We start from the raw sequence: 19,664 nt of genomic DNA, 5'->3' as shown, positions 1-19,664 counted from the left end.
TGAGCTGCGCCGGCTGCTGTTTCAGGAGCGATCGATCACAGCAGCGCTTGCTCGACACGAGCGGCGTAGCCGAGGCCTCCGATGAGTCCTTCTCTGCAGCGATCCGCCATGCTGTAGGTTGTCCGCATCGGCAAGGGCGCCGGTCGCGGTTGAAGCGGCAGCCCTCAGCGCGAGCGCGCGTTGCTTCGCCCGGATGTGCGCAGAGTGGCCAGGGCAGCGTCGTGGTCGCGTGACAGTCGCTTTCACGTATCGTCGCTGCGCTCCGGCGAGCAAGGAATCGCTGAGCTCAAAAATTTTTTCTGAGGCCTAAGGTCGCAGCTCGCCGCTGTTAGCTTCCTTCTCGCCGCACCGTCGTCACAGCTACAATCGGGCAGGAGTGTGATCCTGGATCTGTCTGCAGCGTTACGTCGCGCGCGGAGAGAACGCCGATGGTCCATCGCGTCGGCGATACCTGCTTGCGAATCAATATCACTTGCAAGCGAACGCAACGACGCGAGCCGCGTGGCATCAGAAACCATCAGCGTTGCGCCGACATCGTTCGATCTTGCCTGCAACGTATATGCGTCCGCCTGCCAGCGACAATGCGGCCGCATGCGGGACGAGTTGCGACGCGCATGCGGATCGCAGGCCGCGCGGCGCAGCCGGCGCTGTCCAAGTTTCGTTGAAATCTCCCTCCCTTTGTAGCTCGCGCATTGAGCGCTGGAGGCGCCGACGGCGCAGTCTTCGAGGAGGATTTGAATAATGAAGGTCATCAAGATCATGGTCGTTGCATTCGCGATGGGCGCGGTGTCCGGCTCCGCTGCACTCGCCGACGGCTACAAGGATTGCACCAAGCTCGACAAAGCGTCGTGGAAGACCGTGGCCGACGCCGAAGCCAAGGCGAAGGCGGCGGGCTACGAGGTGCGCCAGACCAAGATCGAGGGCACCTGCTACGAGGTCTACGGCGTCAAGGGCGGCAAGCTGTTCGAGCTGTTCTACAGCCCGGAGGACCTCGCGCTGAAGCATACCAAGGCGAAGTGATCTGACGATCATGCGTGACGCAGGACAGGCACACCGGAGCGTCTCGTCCGAGGCCCCGGCGAACTCACGTTCGGACACCGTTGCGGTCTGGGACTTTCCGCTGCGCGTCTGGCATTGGGCTCTCGCAGCCTCGGTGCTCGTCGCCTGTGTCACGCCCAACACCTACGATCGATTGCATCGGACGGCAGGCTATGCCGTCATCGGCCTGCTCGCCTTCAGGCTGATCTGGGGGCTGATCGGCAGCCGGCATTCGCTGTTCGCGCGCATCAGCCTCAAGCTGCGGGCAGCGCCTCAGTATATCCTGGGCATGTTGCGCGGAGAGACGGGGCGCTATCTCGGCCTGAATCCGGCCGGGGCTGCGATGCTGGTCGTGATGCTGGCGCTCCTGATCGTCTCGACCGTCAGCGGGGTCATGCAGGTTTCGGTCCGGTTCTTCGGCGTCGGCTGGATCGAGCAGGCGCATGCGCTGTCGTCCAATGCCATCATTGCATTGATCGCCGTGCACGTGCTCGGGACGCTGTGGATGAGCCTGCTGCAGCGTGAGAATCTGGCGCGTGCGATGCTCACGGGACGCAAGCGCGTGCCGGGCGTCCTGCGTGCGGCGCCGTCTGCGGCACGCCCCATCATGGCTGAGAGACGGAAGCCGGCAGCCGAGCCTGCCGTCGAAGAGGAGCACATTTCGGTCGTGCCGGATCTGCCGCCGCTGCGTGCGAATCCGCAAATTGCCGCCGCGGCGAAGCCGCCGGGACCGGCGCGCATGCCGCGTTCGCTCAGCGTTCACGACAAGCGGCTCGGGGTCGGCAGGTAACCTCGCTGCGTCCCGATGGCATGTCCTCGATCGGCAATTAGCAGGCAGGCGAGGGTGCGCCCGCCGCGATCGATGGACGCGCCGCGCCGGGAAGGCGCAAGGATGCATGGGGCGTGCGGAGGTCGGCGATCGGATCGAACGCATGTTCGGCGCCGGAGCCGTCCCGATGATTCGGCGGCCGGCGTCCTGATGATGCCGCAAGCTCGCCGCGATCGGCATGAGCCGTCGTCGGCTTCGTAGTGCTTCGCCAGCTCCGCGACCGGCCGTGATGTCTCAGATCAGAACAGTCCGGAACGCGAACTAAGTGGCATCGAGCAGCCATTGCGATTCGTGCGGAAAAAGCCGCTATTTTCCTGGTCTTCGGCACATGACGTCGTGCGCGCCGGCGTCGGCGAGTGCGCTGCATGTCACGTCGATGCTGTGAAACTAACAAATCGACGCGCTTTGTCGCACACAACGAGTTTGCCAAAGTTCGGCACGGCAAATTGCCGCATTCGAAACTTTATAGTCGTTCTACGAAGTGTCGGAGCCTCGCCGGGAGCGGTGGGCAGAGAAGACATCCGGCACACGGGTGAATTCGGGACAGGGACATACATCATGAAGCTCTTTCAGAACGTACTCGCCGCAGGAGCCGTCACGCTGCTGGCCGCGGCGGTTGCAATGCCTGCCGGCGCAGCCGAGACCACCATCGAGATTTCGGTGAAGGACAACAAGTTTCAGCCGGCCGAGCTGAAGGCGCCGGCCGATACGCCGATCGTGTTCAAGGTCAAGAACCTGGATGGCGCGCCCGTCGAGTTCGAGAGCGAGCCGCTGCAGTTCGAGACGGTGATCAAGCCGAACATGGAAGGCGTCGTGAAGGTCAAGGCGCAGAAGCCCGGCCGCTACGAGTTCTTCGACGACTTTCACCAGGGCAACAAGGGCACGCTGGTCGTCGAGTGATGTGACCCCAGGTGACCTCACGGCTTTCGCGGCGTCCTGACCCACGGCACGTCACCGCGGAAGCCTCAGCTTCGAAGAACTGCCGCACGCGATGGAGACGGTGCTTTTTGGAACGAGCAGGACGAGAGACAAGCGCGCCGGGACGTCGCATTCGTGGCGACGTCCTGCGGTGTCGGGAGGAGCCGGTGGCGATCACCGTGCTGCTCGTGACACTGTTCGGGATCGCGCCGTCCTACGGCCAGACCGTCATCCCCGGCACGCAGGCCCGGGCCTATGCAGATCCCGGGACCACGGAGGGCGGGCCCGTCGTGGTCGTCCCCAATCGCCGCCGCCAGCCGGCGCGGCCGGCGAATGGCAGCGGCCCGCTGGTCATTCCGCAGGTGATCGTCTCGCCTGGCGGGACCGATCCTGAGCAGAAGGCGCCGGAGCAAATGGAGGAGCGACCGCCGGCGCGGACGACGCGCTCGCCGATCGATCCGGGAGCCGGTGCGCTGCCTCAGGCGGCGCGCCGCGAGCCCGCACCGCGTCTCGCCCCCGTCCGCAACGGCTTCTTCGGCGCGCCCTCGGCAGGCCTTCTGGTCGGCGGCTGCCTGTCGACGCCGGGCCGGCTGTCGACGACGAATGTCCCCAATCGCTGCCTCGATGCGCTGGCCTTCGCCGTCAGTCCGCCGCCGGCGACGCGCGGCGTGCTGCCGCGCAATCTGCCGCCGATTCCGCGGCAGGATGCGCAGCCGATCCCGCCTGTTCTAGCCGACAGGCCGAAGATGCGGCTGCCGCCCGTCAATCGAGGACAGAAGCCTCAGGAGCAGCCGGCGCAGACACCGCCGATGATGGAGGAAGACCCTTTCGAGCCCAAGGGCATCACGGTGGGAAACTTCATTCTGAAGCCTGCCTTCGAGATGTCCTCCGGCTTCGACAGCAATCCCGGGCGTGTGCCGCAAGGCAAGGGCTCCGCCTTCGTCAGCGTTGCGCCGGTCCTGCTCGTGCGCTCTCAGTTCGAGAAGCATCTGCTCAACGCCGATGTGCGCGTCGGCTACATCGACTATGCCAAGCTCCGGCAGCTCTCGAGGCCCACCGTCGACGCGAAGGTGAATGGGCGCTACGACATCACCGATACGTTTGCGCTCAACGGCGAGGGCCACGTTGCCGTCGATGCCGATGATCCCGGCACGCCGCGTTTCGCCGGCCGCTTCGCCAAGATTCCGCTGGCCTCCACCGTGGGCGGCTCCGCCGGCGTCACCAAGCGGTTCGAGGATTTTGAGGTCTCGACCAAGGCCGCCATCGACCGGGTCGCGTTCCAGAATGCGACGCTGATGGACGGCCAGATCGTCAGCAACGCCGATCGCAACTTCGTGCAGTACGGCTCGCAGAGTCGCGTCACCTATAATCTCACCCCGGAGATCCGGCCGTTCGTCGACGTCGCCGTCGACCGCCGCGTTCACGACATCGCGGTCGACGCCGAGGGCTTCCGCCGTGATTCCACCGGCACGGCGGTCGAAGCGGGCGTGACCTTCAACTACGCGGACAAGCTGACCGGCGACGTCGCCGTCGGCTATCTGAATCGCCGCTATCAGGATCCGATGCTCAAGCCGGTCAACGGCTTCATTGCGGACGCCAATCTCACCTGGCAGTTCGCCAAGGAGACGGCGATCGCGTTCGGCGCGAAGTCGCAGGTGGTCGAGATCACCGAGCCCGGCATCTCCGGCGTGCTCAAGCGCGACGTCACTGTCGGCGTCGAGCACCAGTTCGAGCCGTGGCTGGTCGGCACCTTCCTCGCCGGCTACGGCCAGGACGCGTTCACCGGGACGACCCGGGTCGACAACCGCTATCTCGTCGAGCTCGGCATGCTCTACAAGTTCTCCCGCCTGCTCCAGTTCCGCGCCAGCGTCCGGCGCGAGGAGACGCGCTCGAACTTCCGCGAGAACAATCTGTCGGCGACGGTGGTGCAGGTCGGCGCCAGGGTGCAGTACTGATCGGCCCTAGCATCACTCCCGCGCGATCCAGCAGATTTGCCCGCTCTCTCTCCGTCGTCATGGCTGGGTCTGCCCGGCTACCTAGGGCGTCCCTGCTTGCTCCGGGGGGGCCACATGCAACGGCTCCAGCCTCGTTACGATTGTCTTCTGAACTTCCAGGCTCCCAGATCCCATCAGCTGCTCTTGCCGTCATTCCGGGGCAATCGCTGATGCGCTGTTGCGCATTGGCGATTGAACCCGGAATCTCGAGCTTGTCTTGCATGAATCCTGACAACTCGAGATTCCGGGTTCGAGGCCTGCGGCCTCGCCCCCGAATGAAGGTGGTTGTGAGGGAAAGTAGGCGCGCATAGCGCTCTGCGCACACAGCTCCAAAGCCAGAGGCTCTTGAGAAACGCTCGGTTCCGAGATCCCGATCACGACGCATTCACACACGAAAAGACGGCGTCCGCAGAATCGCGAACGCCGCCGAGTCCGGAGATCTGCGCGTCGAACGACGCGCGACTACTTCTTCTGATTGAAGTTCACGTCGAGGCTGAAGCTGAACTGGTCGTCGGTCAGTCCGGACGGCGGCGCCGGGACCGGATCGGAGCGCCGGATCATCGAGATCGCCGCGTCGTCGAACATCGGGTCGCCGCATGACTGCATGACCGAGGCCGACATCACCTTGCCGGCGCGGCTCAGCACCAGCGCGACCTTCACCGTGCCGGCGTGCTTCTTGCCGTCGGGGTAGCGCTTGTGCAGCTCGAAATAGGCGCTGATCTTGCGGCCCCAGTTCTCGGTCAGCTTCTGCTTGTCCTTGCCGAGGCCGACATTCGGCGCCTTGGCCGTCTCCGCGGGCGGCGCGGCTTCGTCGAGCGCCTTGCGTGCCGACTCCTGCTGCGCGGCCGACGCCACCGAGGCTTCGGCCTGCTGGGCGGCCTCCTGCTGCTCTTCCTTCTCGGGCTTCTTCGGCTCGTTCTGCGTGACGACGCGGTCGGCTTCTTCCTCGGTCTCGGTCGGCTTGTCCTTGACCGCGTCCGTTTCCTTCACCTCCGCGGTCTGCTGCATCTGTTCCGGCGCGGCCTCGGCCGCGTCGCTGTCGGGACCGGGCGGAAGGTCGTTCTCCTCGACCTGAGGCGAGGCCATCTCGAGGGCGAATTCGGCACCGGCCGCGCCGAGGCCGCCCTCGGTGTCCTGGCCGCTGAGATGAACCACCGCGAGCGCCGCGCCGCCGCCATGCAGCATCATTGCTCCGATCGCCGCCGAGATCCACAAGCGACGGGTCGCTCCTTGATACTTGTGTTCGACCATTCTGCTACTTCCGTCGGTTCACTGGTTTCAATGGGCGGCTTGCGCTGCCGCCTGCGGGACACCTTCGACCGTGACCAGCTTGATCTTCGGATAGCCGCCGGTCCTCAGCAGCTCCATCACGTCCATCAGCTCGCCATAGGCGACGCCGCGGTCGGCGCGCAGGAAGATGAACTTGTCCTTTGCGGCATCAGGGATGTGCTCGAGCGTGCTCACGAGACTGGCCCGCTTCACCTGCTCCTCGCCGACGAACAGCGTGAGGTCCGGCTTGATGCTGACATAGATCGGCTTGTCGGGCTTCTTCTGCGGCGTCGCGCTCGATGTCGGGAGGTCGACGGGAACGTCGACCGTCGAGAGCGGCGCCGCCACCATGAAGATGATCAGCAGCACCAGGATCACGTCGATGAACGGGGTGACGTTGATGTCGGCGGATTCACCGAGATCGTCGTCGCCATCGGCTTCCGAGAGAGAGACAGCCATGATCGGTTACTCCGCGGCCAGCGCCATCGGCGGCGACGAGTGGACGTGGATCGGCTCGAAGCTCCGGCCCTGCGGCGTGTGGTGGCTCTGGCCGCGATCGAGATCGCGCGACAGCATGCGGGCGGTGGCGCCGGAGGAGCGGTTGACGAGCTCCATGTAGCCTTTTGTCACGCGGGTGAAGTGATTGTAGATGATCACCGCGGGGATCGCGGCCACGAGGCCGATGGCGGTGGCGAGCAGCGCCTCGGCGATGCCCGGGGCCACCACGGCGAGGTTCGTGGTCTGCGACTTCGAGATGCCGATGAAGCTGTTCATGATGCCCCACACGGTGCCGAACAGGCCGACGAAGGGCGAGATCGAGCCGATGGTGGCGAGCAGGCCCATGCCGGTCCGGCAGCGGCGGCCTTCCGCGCGGACGATCTCGGAGAAGCTCGACGCGGCGCGTTCGTTGACGCCGTGCGGCGGCAGCTCCGACGACATCCTGATCTCATGCATCGCTGCATCGATCAGCACCGTGAGCACGCTCTGCTTCGAGCCCAGGGCGAGCTTGGCTTCAGACAGCCAGCGCACGTCGTCGACCTTGCGCAGCGCGGTGCTCAGCTTGCGGCGGAGAACGGCGAACTCGACGGTCTTGGCGATGAACACGGTCCAGGTGGCGAGCGAGGCCAGTGCGAGGCCCATCATCACCGACTTCACCAGGATGTCGGCAGCGAGGAACATCGACCACGGCGACAGATCATGCGGCACGTGGGCTGCTGCTTGTGCAGCGGATTGCGCCGGCTTCTCAGCCTGATCCTTCGGCTTGTCGGCGGCGGCCGCGTCCGTCACGGCTTCCGTGGCGGCGGGCGCCTGCGCGTCGGACGGCGCAGCTGCGGACGCTTGGCCCGTGGTCGCGGCGGGCGTCGGCGCCGCGCTGGTCGTTGCTGCGGGAGTCGTCGCAACGGGCGCAGGTGCGGCAGAGGCGGGGGCGGTTACCTGCTGCGCTTGCGCCGTCTGCGCTGAAGCCGGCGACGTCGTTGCTTGTCCGGTGGTGACAGGCTTCGGAGCCATCGTCTGAGACGGAGCGGCATGTTGAGCGGTCGACGCTGCGGGGGCGCTGGTCGCCGCGGCCGTGTTGACGGGAGCCGGAGCCTGAGGTGCGGCTGCTGCCGTCGGAGTTGGGACGCTCTTCGCTGCGGCGGTGCTCGCCGGAGTCGTTGTTGCGGTCTGCGGCGCAGTCGCAGCCTGGCCAGGCTTCGGCGCGGCGGCCGGCTGCTCGGCATGCGCAAGTGCGCCGGCCGAAACGGCGGCAATCACCGCTCCTACGTAAAGAACGTTCCTGAACATGTTGCTGCACACCCCTTGGTAGTTAACTTCTCTGTAATGCTTCTAGTCTTAACGGGGCTGATTTGAGACGGCGCGTTGACTCAAAGCGGAAACATCGATGTCGGCAACCTCGTCGGCGCGTGCGATGCGATGGATCGAATCGACGCGTGCTGCCGTCACAACGCCGCGCGATGCGCGATGCTCGGGTCTAACTATCTGAAAGCCTTGGCTTGCGCGGGCGTGTTGCAGGCAAGGCACGGTCATCGCGACGGGGTGGCCACGCAAATGCCGCGGTTCGGACTTGCATCAATTCTAATTAGTCGCCGCCGCGGCCCCTGATCCACATGGCGCGCAATGCGGGCGGCGCGTTCGTTCAGCTTTGCTGTCGCATGTCGTGCTGATGATTCGGTGCCCGACACGATGGCGATGGTGCCTGATCATGCATCATCGTCTCGCAGCGGGATGTTGGGCTGGGACGCCTGAGCGTGTCGATGCGCGTTTCTATAATTCTGGGCACATTGATCATGTAGACCCGGCTGTCATCGTCCGCGAAAGCGAACGATCCAGTACGCCGCGACACCTCGGTTCAAATTCTGCTGCCGCGGAGGACTGGATGCTCCGCCTTCGCGGAGCGTGACAGCAGTGGAGACGGCGAAAAACTCAACCTGGAAACAATCGTCGGTTAAGGAACGCTGGTCTGGCCTCCATGGGGCCGCAGGGTGCCACAAAAATAGATGAACCGGGTTTGCCTCTGCAGAGGGCAACCGGTTCATGGCCGAGCAGGAATCAACGCGAGTAAGGGCGGTGGCCGCGGCACCGAGGCGGTGGGCGCAGCGTCAGCACATTGTGCTCAGGCCTCGGCCCAATAGCGGATCAGGTTGTGATAGAGGCCGGTCAGCCGCACCATCTCCTGATCGTCGCGTCCCAATCGCTGCGACAAACCCTGGATCGTGGTGTCGAGATCGAAGATCATGCTGCGCGCGAGCGGATCGCGGATCATGCTCTGCAGCCAGAAGAACGAGGCGACGCGAACGCCGCGTGTGACCGGCGTGACCATGTGCAGGCTGGAGGCGGGATACAGCACGAGATCGCCGGCCGGCAGCTTCACCTCATGCGAGCCGTAGAGATCCTCGATGACGAGCTCGCCACCATCATATTCTTCAGGCTCGGAGAGAAACAGTGTGACCGAGAGGTCGGTGCGGATGCGCAGGCCCGTCAGCTTGTCGCCGCGCACGGCATTGTCGACGTGAATGCCGAAATGATGGCCCGCGTCGGCGGCGTAGCGGTTGAACAGCGGCGGAAAGATTTGCTGCGGGATGGCGGCGGCGAGGAAGCGGGGATTGGCGGTCATCGCCGAGATGATGCGGTGGCCGAGCTTGCGCGCCACCTCGCTGTCGGGCGGCAGCTGCTCGTTGCGCTTGACCATGGCCGACTGGGCGCCGGCGGTCGAGCGGCCGTCCTCCCAGTCGCTTTGGTCCATGATGCGGCGGAAGTCCGCCACATCGTCTTTGCTCAGAATTCCGGGGACACAGATCAGCATGAACTCATCAACTCGATTTGTGCCCCGGTTCGGGTCGTCGGGCGATCAGAAGCGGCCCGACAGGACGATCGATGCGCTTCTTCCCGGTCCCACCAACGTGAACGGCGTGGCACTCTGATAGAAGGCGTCGTAGTAGAGCTTGTCGAAGATGTTGGCAACAAACAGCTTCGCCGTCCAATTCTTGTCGAGCTTGGCTTCGGCGAAGGCATCGAAGCGCCAGTAGCTCGGCAGCTCGGTGCCCTGGTTCGCCGCGAGCCAGGTGCCGCCGAAGATCTTCGAGCGATACACGGCCTGGCCGCCGATCTCCCAGGTATCGTTGATCTGGTACTTCGTCAGCAGGCTGAACGACTGGTGCGCGGTGTTGGCGAGCTGAAGGCCGACATTGCTGGTGAACAGCGCCGTGTTGGCCGGCAGGATGTTCGACTTCGTCACCTCGGACTGCATCAGCACGATGCCGCCGAAGATGCTCCATTTGTCGGTCAGCTTGCCGCCTGCCTGCATGTCGATGCCGCGGATACGGTAGGCCGCGCCCGCCGAGAGACACGGCACCGAGCCCGTGGTGACGTTATAGGGGCAGTTTGCCGTGGCATTCTTGGCGCTGGTGACGTTGAACGACTCGCGGGCATTCTCCTTCTCGGTCTGGAACAGCGCGCCGGTGACCAGCAGCCGCCCGTCGAGCAGCTCCCATTTGGTGCCGATCTCGATAGAGGTGTTCTTCTCCGGCCCGAAGACCTGGTTGGCACCGCCATTCGTCACGGCTGAAATGCCGCCGTACTGGGCGCTGAGACCGTCGAACTCCGCGCCGACCGGGTTCGACGACGTCGCATAGGCCGCATAGAAGCTGGCATAGGGCACCGGCTTCAGCGTCAGTCCCAGGTTGAAGTTCGGCATGCCGCTCGAGGCTGCCGTCGAGCCGGGCACGTTGGCAACACCGTTCACGGTGCCGAAACCATCCACACGCACGTCGTATTTGTCGTAGCGGACGCCGCCGTTCAGGATGACGAGATCCCGGTAGTTGACGCTATCGAGCGCGTAGAAGCTCGCGGTGTCGATCTTGATGTTGGTCGGGAATTGGCTCAGCGAGGGAATGCCGAACGGCAGATCCGTGAACTGCGGGTTGAACACGCTCACGCCCGACAGCGAGCCTGCGCCCGAGAACGCCAGGCCCTGCTGCTCGGAGGTCAGCCCGGTGTAGCTGTTGATGAGTGCCTTTTCCTGCGACACTTCGAGGCCGGCGACGAGGGTGTGCTTGAAGGCCCCGGTGTCGAACTTGTAGGTGGCATCGAGCTGGTTGGCCAGCACGTCGGTCTGCTGGAAGCGGCTCTGCGGGTTGGCGCGGATCACCGCCGCGGATGGCGGATTGATGTTGGTCGCACCTTCCGGCAGCGTGCCGATGTAGTTCAGAACCGAGCGCGACACCCTGACCTTGTCGGAGATCGTCAGGTCGGGCGTGATCTTCACCTCGGCATTGAACGTGCCGATATCCTGTCCGATCCGCTGGAAGTCGCGATTGAGGAAGCCATACCACGCGTTGCGCGGCGAGCCGACCTCCGGGAACGGTGCGCCGGGCGTCAGGTTGCCGGCCTGGCGATAATACGGCACGCCGAAGTCAGGACGTCCCGAGACCTCGGTGTGGATGTAGTTGGTCACCAGCGTCACGGTGTCGAGAGGCGTCCACTTGGTGGCGATGAAGCCGCCATTGCGCTTGTCGGTGACGAAGTCGCGTCCGGCGACGCCGGCATCCTGAAACAGGCCGCCGACGCGCGCCGCGAAGGTCGGCGTGATCTTCTGGTTGACGTCGATGACCACGCGCTTGGTCTGGTCGGTGCCAAGCGTGGTGTCGATGTTGTAGAAGCTGCTCTCCGGGGTGGCCTGCTTGGTCACGATGTTGATCGCGCCGCCGGTGGTGCCGCGGCCGGCGAAGGAGGAGTTCGGGCCGCGCAGGATCTCGACCTGCTCGGTGAAGAAGTTCTCGCGCACCGAGACGCCGGCGTCGCGCACGCCGTCGATGAAGACGTCGTTGCGGGCGTCGAAGCCGCGGATGAAGAAGCGGTCGCCGAACGCGTTGCCGCCTTCGCCGGTGCCGAGCGTCACGCCGGCGGTCGACAGCACCGCGGACTTCAGGCTGGTGGAGTTCTTGTCAGCCAGGATCTCCTTGCTGAGAACCGTCACGGTCTTCGGCGTGTTGAGCAGCTTCTCCGGGAATTTGCCGGAGGCCTGCAGCCGCTCGCCCTTGTAGTCCGAGGCGGGGCTGGAGAAAGGGTTGCGGTCGGGCGGCAGGCTGCTCTTCGGCGCGGCAGCCTGTTGCTGCTGCTGCTGACGGGCCGCGCGGCGCATCGCGTCGCGGGCGCGGATCTGCTCGGCGCTCGGGCGCGAGGCAGCCGGCTTGGGACGCGCCACCGGAGCTTCGACGTTGACGGACGGCAGCGGCGCCTGCTGGGCTTCGGCACTGGAGAAGGATGCGACCGCGATCAGGCTCGCGACCGCCGAGACCTTCACGCCGGACATCTCAGCGGACGGTTCCTCTGCGTGCCAGCTTGCTCCACGCAAGCTCCTTGGAAAGACTGCCTTACCCATACTCGACCACCCCATTCGTTACGCAACTTGAGACTTGGGCTTGGAACCCTGGAGTTCCCCCTTGGGGACCTCGGGTTCGTTGAACGCCGCAACCGGCGCGGCCAGTTGCGAATGCAAGTCAAGAAGCGGGGAAAGGGGTCCAAAGCTGGTTCCGCTCATGGCCGGAATGCGAAATGTTTCCTTCGATTGCTGATAATGACAATTGCTCGCAAGCTGTCGCGTCGCGGCAACAGATGAAACCTCCTGGTTGCGCGCATTGATGCGCTTCAATCCCTGATCAGGCGAATGGCAGCACCCGATACCACTGGATGATGCGAATACCTGCGTCGGAATGTCTCAGACTGCGGCGTTTCGTCTCGCCGTCGCACCCGCCGCACCGGCGGGGTGCGGCGGGAATCCGGCAACATCGTTGCGTGTTCGTGATCGGCCTGTTCAGAACTTCGCGGTGGTGATCAGGTAGAAGGCACGTCCCGGCGCGACCTGCGTAAACGGCACGTTGCTGCGGTAGAACGTATCGTAATAGAGCTGGTTGGTGATGTTCTGGGCGTAGAGCTTGGCGCTCCAGTTCTTGTCGAACTGCTTCTCGATGAAGGCATCGAAGCGCCAGTAGCTCGGCAGCTCGTTGCCGGTGTTGGCCGCGAAGGTGCCGCCGAACACCTTTGAGCGGTACACCGCCTGGCCGCCGATCTCCCAGCCGTCGTCGAACTTGTACTTGGAGAGCACGCTCAGCGACTGGTGGGCGATGTTGGCGAGCTGCAGGCCGGTGTTGGAGGCGACGCCGCTCTGCGTCACCTTGGACTGCATCAGCACCAGCCCGCCGAAGATGCTCCAGCGATCGGTCAGCTTGCCCTCGGCCTCGATGTCGATGCCCTGGATGCGATAGGCGGCGCCGGAGGTCAGCAGGCCGTTGACGGTCTCGCGGGCATTGTCCTTGGTGGTCTGGAACAGTGCGCCGGTCACCAGGAGATGGCGATCGAACAGCTCCCATTTGGTGCCGATTTCGGCGCCCTTGTTGCGCTCCGGCCCGAGGATGATGGTGCTGTTCGGCGGGATGCCGCCGTAATCCGTCGCGGTGCCGTCGAGCTCGGAGCCGAACGGATTGGCCGAGGTCGCATAGGCCGCGTAGAGGCTGCCGATCGGCAGCGGCTTGTAGACCAGGCCGAGATTGTAGTTGATCAGGTCGGAATCGACAGACGCCGACGCCGTGTTGTTCGACGAGCGCATGGCATAGCCGTCATAGCGCAGGCCGCCGGTGAAGATCAGCGTGTCGCGCCAGTTCGCGGTGTCGATGACATAGGCGCTCTTGCTGTCGACATCGTAGCGCGTCGGATTGCCGGTCAGATAGGGCACGGTGGTGAACGGCAGGTTGGTATAGCCGGGGCTGAACATGCTCTGGTTCTGCAGTCCGCCGCCGGTGGTGCCTTGGCTGCCGAACGCCTCGGAGGTCAGGCCGGCGTAGCGGTCGATCGAGATGTTCTCCTTGGAGAACTCGGTGCCCATCACCGTGGTGTGCTTGACCGGGCCGGTGTCGTATTTGAACGTCAGATCGTTCTGGTTGGCCCAGTTGTCGACCAGCTGGTAGCGGCTCTGCGCGCTGGCGTTGAAGATCCATTTGGTCGGGTCGGCGTTCGCCGTCCCCGCCACGCTCGCATTGGGCAGGGTGCCGATATAGTTCAGCTCGGAATGCTCGCCGCGCAGCTTGCTCGAGAAGGTGACGCTGTCGCTGAGCTTGAGCTCGCCCGCCAGCGTGCCGAAATCCTGCCGCGCCGCCTGGAAGTCGCGGTTGAGGAAGCCGTACCAGGTGTTGCGGGGGATGCCGGCCGAGGTCGCCGGAATGTTGCCCTGCTTGTAGAACGGCACGCCGAAATCCGGATAGCCTGAGAGATCGGTGTGGACGTAGTTGGTCGTCACCTTCACCGAATCGTTCGGCGTCCACTTGGTCGAGATGAAGCCGCCCCAGCGGTCGTCGGTGACGTGGTCGCGTCCCGCCACATTGGCGTCCTGGAACAGGCCGCCGGTGCGCACCGCGAAGGTCGGCGAGATCGACTGGTTGACGTCGAGCGTCACGCGCTTGGTCTGGTCGGTGCCGATGGTCGACTCGGCGTTATAGAAATTACGGTCGCCGGCCTGCTTGGTGATGATGTTGATCGCGCCGCCGGCGGTGCCGCGTCCGGCATAGGCCGACGCAGGCCCGCGCAGGATCTCGACCTGCTCGGTGAAGAAGTTCTCGCGCACCGACACCGCGGGATCGCGGATGCCGTCGATGAAGATGTCGTTGCGCGCATCGAAGCCGCGGATGAAGAAGCGGTCGCCGAACGCGTTGCCGCCCTCGCCGGAGCCGAGCGTCACGCCGGCGGTGGAGCGGCCGACCTCCTTCAAGGTGGTGATGCGCTTGTCCTCCATCACCTCCTTGCTCATCACGGTGATCGTCTTTGGCGTGTTGACCAGCTTCTCGGTGAACTTGCCGGAGGCGACGCGGTCGACCTTATAGGGCGCGGCTGCGTCGGCATAAGGATTGGCATCGGGCGGCGTCTGCGGGCCGGCGGGCGCCTGCTGTTGCTGCTGCTGGCGGGCGGCCCGGCGCAGCGCGCTGCGGGCGCGGACCTGGTCGGCCGACGGCCGCGAGGCCGCCGGCTTGGTGCGCGCAGCCGGTGCTTCGACGGTGACGGACGGCAGCGGCGCCTGTTGCGCCTCGGCGCCGGAGAACGATGCCACCGCGATCAGGCTTGCCACCGCCGACACCTTCACCCCGGAGATGTCCCTCCCGGTCAGATCGGGGGCGGCGCCCCCTCGATGCGCCGCCCCGGCGCGCAGGCTTGCTGGAAAAACGGCTTGTCCCATACTCAACCACCCCATCGGTACGCAGAACTGAACTCTGGTTCGTGGCTCGCAATCGGCCCGTTCCAATTGCGAACGCCTCTCAACAAGGAGGCGCAATGGGACCAAAACTGGTTCTGTCGATGGCTGGACTGGGAAGATCGTACCTCATGCATGTGATAATCAGTCGCATCTGGTGCTGATGCCGCGCCGATAGGTTCTGAGATACCGTGATCTCAGCGAAAGGGCGGAGTGGCCGCAGGCTTCTCCACTTCCTGCAGCCGCCCCCGCGATCAGCCTCGGTCGGCGATGATCGCGATCGGTCCGCCGCCGTCCGGGCCCTGATGCTCGGCGCCGCCGGAGACGAACAGGTCGGTGAAGCCGAACAATCCGGCCAGGGCGCCCCCGACGAAGGCGCGGGCATGGCGGGTCGAGGAGATGTCGCTGTCGTCGAGCATCGTATGCCGGCGTCCCCGCAGCTTGCCGCTCTGCGCCGCCTCCGCCTTGGCCAGCACCGCGGCGATGCGGCCGCGCGCGGCCTCCGGCACCTGGCCCGCCACAGTCAGGCCGAGCCGCGCCAGGGCGGCCCGCGCGGGCTCGATGTCGATCGCATCGCGCATGACGGCGTGGTCGATGCCGAGCGGGCCGGTCCAGTCGGCGGACATGCCGGCCACCATGATCTCGTGATCGAGCAGCTCGACCCCGCCCGAGGTCGCGGCGCGCTCGCTGTAGCGCGCATAGTCCGCGCAGATATCAGCATCGGAGATGTCCGAGAGCGCGATCTCGTCGAGCGCGACGCCGACACCGAGGGCTGACGCGCCGCGTGAAAAGCCCATCGACTTCAGCGTATCGCGCACGGCCGTGCGGGCACCGCGCGCCTCCGCCGCCTCGATCCGCTCCATCGTCAGCAGCGGGCATTTCACCTGGACGTAGTGGACGTCGACAGGATCCTTGATGCCCGCATCGGCCATCGCGGCGCGCACGCCGGCTGCAACCTGCTCGACCTGCTGCAGCCGGCCGAGATGCTCGCTCGGGAGCACCGGCGTCCGCGCGCGCCCCAGCGCCAGGGATGTCGGGTGGGCGCGCGGCGTGCCGGCGTCATCCTTGCGGGCCTCGAACACGATCATGTGCGGCGACAGCGCGCCCTCGGTGCCGCCGGACATCACCATCGCGATCTGCCGGACGGCCTCCGCCGGCAGATGCTGTCCGAGCAGCGTCTCGAGCGAGCGCACGGCGAAGGCGCGGGTGAAGTCGTTGACGCAGCCATTGCCCTCGGTCTTGCCGAGAATGGCGACGATGCCGGCCGGGTCGATCGCGCCTTGCGCGATCGCCGCCTGCAGCGCGCCGACATCGTCGGGCCCTCGCATCGGCAGGCGGTGAACGGCGGCGCGGCGATAGGCGGTCGGCATGTCCGGGAGCTCCGATGAGTGTCGCGCCGACGATAGGCAATCACGATGCCGCGCGCGATGCTGTTGCGGGATGGCCGGCATGCTATCCTCGCCTTATCCCACTTCGAACGTCCCGGTGATCCATGGCTCTCTGGACCTGCTCACAATGCGGCGCGCAGTTTCCCGACAAGCCGTCGCCGCCGGCCCATTGCGTCGTCTGCGAGGACGAGCGGCAATATGTGAACTGGAAAGGCCAGAGCTTCCTCAGCCGCGACGAGCTCGCGGCGCGCCACAAGGTGGTCTGCCGCGAGGACGATGGCCTGACCGGCCTCGCCCTGGAGCCGAGCTTCGCGATCGGCCAGCGCGCGCTGCTGATCCCGGAGCCGGACGGCTGCGTGATGTGGGACTGCATCCCCCTGGCGACCGAGGCGGCGATCGCGGAGGTGCGGGCGCTCGGCGGGCTCAAGGCGATCGCGATCTCGCATCCGCATTATTATGGCGCGGTCGCCGATTGGAGCGCGGCCTTCGGCAACGCGCCGGCCTATCTGCATGGCGATGACGCCGCCTTCGTCACCCGGCCACATCCCTCCATCGTGCCCTGGACCGGCGACGCGCTGCAGATCTCCGACGACATCAGGCTGCTGCGCACCGGCGGCCATTTTGCGGGCGCGACCATGCTTCATTGGCGCAACGGCGCCGGCGGTAAGGGCGCGCTGTTCGCCGGCGACATCGCGATGGTCGCGATGGACCGTCGCCACGTCAGCTTCATGTATTCCTATCCGAACTACATCCCGCTCGGCCCCGCCGCCGTGCGCCGCATCGCCAATGCGGTGGCGCCGCTGGCGTTCGAGCGGATCTACGGCGCGTGGTGGCAGAAGAACGTCGCCGAGGACGGCAAGGCAGCCTTCGACCGCTCCGTGACGCGCTATCTCGCGGCGATCGCCTGAGGATGCATGAGGCCGCGCTGAATGCGCTGCTTCCCTGATTGATCCTCATTGCTGCCTCCCTCGTTATCTCGCTGAAGGCGGCCGTGCGGCCGCACAGGGAGACATGGTCATGCAACGCATCGCGCCAGGACCAGGCCAGGAGTCGGTGTGGGATTATCCGCGGCCGCCGCGCCTCGAGCGCTGTACGGCGCGGCTGCGCGTCGTGTTCGCAGGCGTGACGATCGCCGACACCCAGGACGGTTATCGCGTGCTCGAGACCAGCCATCCGCCGGTCTATTACCTGCCGCCACAGCATGTTGCGATGCGATGGCTGCGTCCTGCGCCCGGCCGCTCGTTTTGCGAGTTCAAGGGCGTCGCCGGCTATTGGACGCTGGCGGTCGATGGCCGCCTGTCGGAGCAGGCGGCGTGGAGCTACGAGCAGCCGACACCCTCTTTTGCGCCGATCGCGGGCCATTTGGCCTTCTACGCATCCCGCGTCGACGACTGCTTCGTCGGCGATGAGCGCGTCGCGGCGCAAGAGGGCGATTTCTATGGCGGCTGGATCACCTCGGCCGTGGTCGGCCCGTTCAAGGGCGCACCGGGCACGCGATACTGGTAGACGGCGAGATCGGATGAACCGCGGCGGCCGATCGATCGTATAGTACAGTGTGGCCGGCGCGTGCGCTTTTGCGCCGCAGCGGCCACGGATGGGACCAGCGGCCCCTCCGACTTCCCTGTTCGCGACATCCGGGGGACGACGCCATGCGACGGCTGATGAAGTTCCTGCATACGATGGGCGCGATCGGCATGATGGGCGCGATGGCCTGTCTCGTCGTGCTGCTCGGCCTGATCCCGCAGCCCTCGGTGTCCCTCTCGCACTACGCCGAAATGCGTGCCGCGATGGGCGCCATCGTCCGCTACGTCTTCTTCCCCTCGCTCGGCCTGACGCTGGTGGCCGGCCTGCTCGCCATCGCCATCAACCGTGCGCTGCACAGCGCCGGCTGGGCGCTCGCCAAGCTCGCCTCCGGCATCCTCGTCTTCGAATGGGGCTTTGCCGCCGTGCAGGGCCCGATGCAGGAAGCCGCCGACGAAGCCGCCCGCGCCGTCGCCGGCCAGATCGATCCCGCCACGCTCGCCCCCAATTTCGGCACCGAGCAGGGCGCCATCTGGGTCATGCTCGGCGTCGCGACGGTGAACGTCATCCTCGGCGTCTGGCGGCCGAAGTTTACGAATCTGCCGGATTGAGACGCGGCGGAGGTGGTTCTTTGTAGCAGATCCCTTTTAGTCCTACCGCGGGTATGATGGCCTTGACTGTGCCCTCGCCCCCAAGGCGAAGCGAAGCTTCGCCAGGGCGGGAGAGGGCATGTAGGACAGCGCTGCGGGCTCGGTTGGGTGAGGGGTTCTCTCCACGCGCGTTGTTCGCTGAGAGAACCCCTCACCCGAGCGAATTTGAGGCTCTGCCGGTGCTGCCCTCTCCCGCAAGGGGCGAGGGCACTGTATCGCACAGCGGTGCGGAGGCCGCCCTGTTTCATTGGACATCTAACGCAGCTCTCCCAGCCGCGCCCGCAGCTCACTCACCGTCTTCACCACCCCACTCGCGCCAGCCTCCTCGAGCTGCTCAGTCGTGTGATAGCCCCAGGTCACGCCGATGCCTCTAACTCCCGCAGCCTTGGCCATCTGCATGTCAAAGCTGGTGTCGCCGATGAACACGGTGTCGCCGGCCATAGCGCCGGTCGCCGCCATGGCCTGCAGCAACATGGCGGGATGCGGCTTCGACGGTGCCATGTCGGCGGCCTGGATGGTGCTGAACCAGTCGCGCCAGCCGAGCGCCGCGAGCGCGGGTACGACGGCTGTCGAGGTGTGACCGGTCGAGATGCCGAGCTGCGTCTCTGATCTGCGGCTGAGGTCATGGAGAAGCTCTGCGACGCCGCCGAACGGTGCTTCCGCAAATAGCGGATCGGCCCGCAGCCGCGGCAGCCGCCGCCCATAGGCGCTCACCATGTCCTGCACAGGTGCGTCAGCGCCTGCGAGTTCGACCAGCACGAGCTCCAGCGAGCGGCCGATCAGGGCAAGGCTGTCCGGTGCGGACGGCACCGGCAAGCCGAATTCAGTGAAGACGGTGCGATGGCATTCCAGGATCAGCGCGCGGCTGTCGACCAGCGTGCCGTCGAAGTCGAAGATGATGAGCGGCACGCAGAGACGTCCTGGGCAGGAGAGGGTGAAGTGGGGATGCCTATAGCATCCACTTCGTATCCGCAGTGGCGGTTCGGGAAGAGATGTTGGGTGTGCTCTTTGCGCACTCATACCCTTTCGGTCGATATCGCCGCGCCGCACGGAACGTTCCTGACGTGAAATTCTGAAAAATATAAATATCTTGCGTTTTTATGGAAGGTGTGGTTATCTCACTCCACCCCGCCTCGAGCAGAGGGACGGACGCGTCGTCACGAACGTGAGGTGGGCTGCGATGGACGTGGTGGCGGCGCTCGACGAGCGCCTTGCCGACACGGACGGCGAAGTCGTGTGGTCCTGGCCTCTCGATGCTGAGGTCAAGTTCGCTGTCGATGCTGTGACGGCTCGCGCGGGCGATGGGGGCAAGAACGCCGA

17 protein-coding genes are annotated in these 19,664 nt (G+C 65.5%); 7 read left to right on the top strand and 10 right to left on the bottom strand.

Going from position 1 to position 19,664, the window contains the following annotated elements; genetic code table 11:
* Positions 1-242: 242 nt before the first annotated feature.
* Positions 243-761 carry a hypothetical protein gene (locus tag NLR35_RS31880; protein WP_257170512.1) on the bottom strand — a complete coding sequence of 173 codons (519 nt, stop codon included), beginning with the start codon at positions 759-761 and terminating at the stop codon, positions 243-245.
* On the opposite strand from NLR35_RS31880, the gene NLR35_RS31875 reads away from it, so the two are divergent.
* The 4 genes from NLR35_RS31875 to NLR35_RS31860 all read left to right on the top strand — a co-directional run bounded on the left by NLR35_RS31875 (position 742) and on the right by NLR35_RS31860 (position 4,740).
* Positions 742-1,020, top strand: a complete 279-nt coding sequence (locus tag NLR35_RS31875) for a PepSY domain-containing protein (protein ID WP_006611581.1) — start codon at positions 742-744, stop codon at positions 1,018-1,020. The genes NLR35_RS31880 and NLR35_RS31875 overlap by 20 nt on opposite strands.
* A gap of 10 nt (positions 1,021-1,030) precedes the next feature.
* Positions 1,031-1,828 (top strand): cytochrome b/b6 domain-containing protein, encoded by a 798-nt coding sequence (locus NLR35_RS31870; protein ID WP_257170511.1) that lies wholly within the window; start codon positions 1,031-1,033, stop codon positions 1,826-1,828.
* A gap of 597 nt (positions 1,829-2,425) precedes the next feature.
* Complete coding sequence (locus NLR35_RS31865; protein WP_257170510.1) at positions 2,426-2,767, top strand: cupredoxin domain-containing protein; 342 nt, start codon at positions 2,426-2,428, stop codon at positions 2,765-2,767.
* A gap of 107 nt (positions 2,768-2,874) precedes the next feature.
* Positions 2,875-4,740 (top strand): outer membrane beta-barrel protein, encoded by a 1,866-nt coding sequence (locus NLR35_RS31860; RefSeq protein WP_306577827.1) that lies wholly within the window; start codon positions 2,875-2,877, stop codon positions 4,738-4,740.
* Between the two features lie 501 nt (positions 4,741-5,241).
* On the opposite strand, the gene NLR35_RS31855 is transcribed toward NLR35_RS31860, so the two are convergent.
* From NLR35_RS31855 to NLR35_RS31820, 8 genes are all read right to left on the bottom strand, one after another.
* Positions 5,242-6,030, bottom strand: coding sequence for an energy transducer TonB (locus NLR35_RS31855; protein WP_257170508.1), 789 nt, complete (start codon positions 6,028-6,030; stop codon positions 5,242-5,244).
* A gap of 27 nt (positions 6,031-6,057) precedes the next feature.
* On the bottom strand, positions 6,058-6,507 hold the full coding sequence (exbD, locus tag NLR35_RS31850; protein WP_006611586.1) for a TonB system transport protein ExbD: 450 nt from the start codon (positions 6,505-6,507) through the stop codon (positions 6,058-6,060).
* A 6-nt stretch (positions 6,508-6,513) separates the two neighbouring features.
* The gene (gene exbB / locus NLR35_RS31845) at positions 6,514-7,557 is read right to left on the bottom strand and encodes a tonB-system energizer ExbB (protein WP_257170507.1); all 1,044 of its coding nucleotides are present in this window, start codon (positions 7,555-7,557) and stop codon (positions 6,514-6,516) included.
* Positions 7,558-8,662: 1,105 nt separating this feature from the next.
* Complete coding sequence (locus tag NLR35_RS31840; RefSeq protein WP_257170506.1) at positions 8,663-9,352, bottom strand: Fe2+-dependent dioxygenase; 690 nt, start codon at positions 9,350-9,352, stop codon at positions 8,663-8,665.
* A gap of 45 nt (positions 9,353-9,397) precedes the next feature.
* Positions 9,398-11,929: a TonB-dependent siderophore receptor gene (locus NLR35_RS31835; protein WP_257170505.1), complete on the bottom strand. Its 2,532-nt coding sequence runs from the start codon at positions 11,927-11,929 to the stop codon at positions 9,398-9,400.
* Between the two features lie 18 nt (positions 11,930-11,947).
* Positions 11,948-12,199 (bottom strand): hypothetical protein, encoded by a 252-nt coding sequence (locus NLR35_RS31830; protein WP_257170504.1) that lies wholly within the window; start codon positions 12,197-12,199, stop codon positions 11,948-11,950.
* Between the two features lie 162 nt (positions 12,200-12,361).
* Entirely contained in the window at positions 12,362-14,770 is a 2,409-nt protein-coding gene (locus tag NLR35_RS31825; RefSeq protein ID WP_257170503.1) for a TonB-dependent siderophore receptor, read from the bottom strand.
* 269 nt (positions 14,771-15,039) lie between these two features.
* Entirely contained in the window at positions 15,040-16,155 is a 1,116-nt protein-coding gene (locus NLR35_RS31820; RefSeq protein ID WP_257170502.1) for a ring-opening amidohydrolase, read from the bottom strand.
* 122 nt (positions 16,156-16,277) lie between these two features.
* Here NLR35_RS31820 and NLR35_RS31815 point away from each other — a divergent pair, with 122 nt between their 5' ends.
* From NLR35_RS31815 to NLR35_RS31805, 3 genes are all read left to right on the top strand, one after another.
* Positions 16,278-17,081 (top strand): MBL fold metallo-hydrolase, encoded by an 804-nt coding sequence (locus tag NLR35_RS31815; RefSeq protein ID WP_257170501.1) that lies wholly within the window; start codon positions 16,278-16,280, stop codon positions 17,079-17,081.
* Positions 17,082-17,190: 109 nt separating this feature from the next.
* A complete protein-coding gene (locus NLR35_RS31810; protein WP_257170500.1) occupies positions 17,191-17,679 on the top strand; it encodes a DUF427 domain-containing protein in 489 nt (162 codons plus the stop codon).
* Between the two features lie 143 nt (positions 17,680-17,822).
* Positions 17,823-18,305: a hypothetical protein gene (locus NLR35_RS31805; protein ID WP_257170499.1), complete on the top strand. Its 483-nt coding sequence runs from the start codon at positions 17,823-17,825 to the stop codon at positions 18,303-18,305.
* Positions 18,306-18,599: 294 nt separating this feature from the next.
* Here the strand turns inward: NLR35_RS31805 and NLR35_RS31800 are convergent, their stop codons facing one another.
* On the bottom strand, positions 18,600-19,253 hold the full coding sequence (locus tag NLR35_RS31800; RefSeq protein ID WP_257170498.1) for an HAD-IA family hydrolase: 654 nt from the start codon (positions 19,251-19,253) through the stop codon (positions 18,600-18,602).
* Positions 19,254-19,664: the final 411 nt, after the last annotated feature.

This window comes from Bradyrhizobium sp. SRS-191, from assembly GCF_024586915.1.
Lineage (GTDB): Bacteria > Pseudomonadota > Alphaproteobacteria > Rhizobiales > Xanthobacteraceae > Bradyrhizobium.
This window is presented reverse-complemented; position numbering and strand designations above follow the sequence as displayed.